The sequence below is a fragment of the uncultured Pelagimonas sp. genome (assembly GCF_947498515.1).
Taxonomy (GTDB): domain Bacteria; phylum Pseudomonadota; class Alphaproteobacteria; order Rhodobacterales; family Rhodobacteraceae; genus Pelagimonas.
Genome location: NZ_CANMKO010000035.1, coordinates 1 through 771, shown reverse-complemented (window position 1 = coordinate 771; position 771 = coordinate 1). Strand labels below are relative to the sequence as shown.

Here is a 771-nt window from a genome sequence, read left to right as displayed (position 1 = left end):
CCCGCCCAATGCTTTCATAAGCGGAGAATCCGGCGCGTTTGGCGTCTTTTGCGGTGTAGACGTTGCGCAGGTCCGCCATCTTGGGGTCGGCCATTTTGTTGACAATTTTCTTGAGATCGAGCGCGCGGAATTCGTTCCATTCGGTCAAAATCACCAGCAAATCGGCGTTTTGCGCGGCTTTGTAGGGGTCTTCGATCCAATGCACGCCCGGCAACAGCGCCTCGCCCTCGTGTCGGCCTTGCGGATCACAGGTGCGCACCTTGGCACCACCACCAACCAGCGCTGGCACAATGGTTAACGCCGGGGCATCGCGCATGTCATCCGTGTTGGGCTTAAACGTCACGCCCAGCACCGCGATTGTCTTGCCATTGAACGACCCGCCGCACAGATCGAGCAACTTGTCGATCATCCGGCGCTTGACCTCTTCGTTGACTTTAATCACCGCTTCGGTGATCTGCAGTGGGCTGGCATGTTCCTGGCCGATACGCGCCAAGGCTTTGGTATCTTTGGGAAAACAGGAACCGCCATAGCCGGGACCGGCATGCAGGAACTTGTTGCCGATCCGATTGTCCATGCCCATGCCCTTGGACACCTGCTTCACATCCGCACCGACTTTTTCACACAAAGCCGCGATTTCGTTGATGAAGGTGATCTTGGTCGCAAGGAAGGCATTCGCCGCGTATTTGATCATCTCGGCGCTTTCCAAATCGGTCGTCACAATCGGAAATTCACGAAGATAAAGCGGGCGGTAAATCTCGGCCATAACGTCGG

The 771-nt window shown here is 56.3% G+C and carries 1 protein-coding gene; it reads right to left on the bottom strand.

From position 1 onward, the window contains the following. Positions 1 to 771 (bottom strand): nucleotide sugar dehydrogenase (locus Q1A43_RS22400; protein WP_299939062.1); only part of this gene is annotated, 771 nt, incomplete at both ends.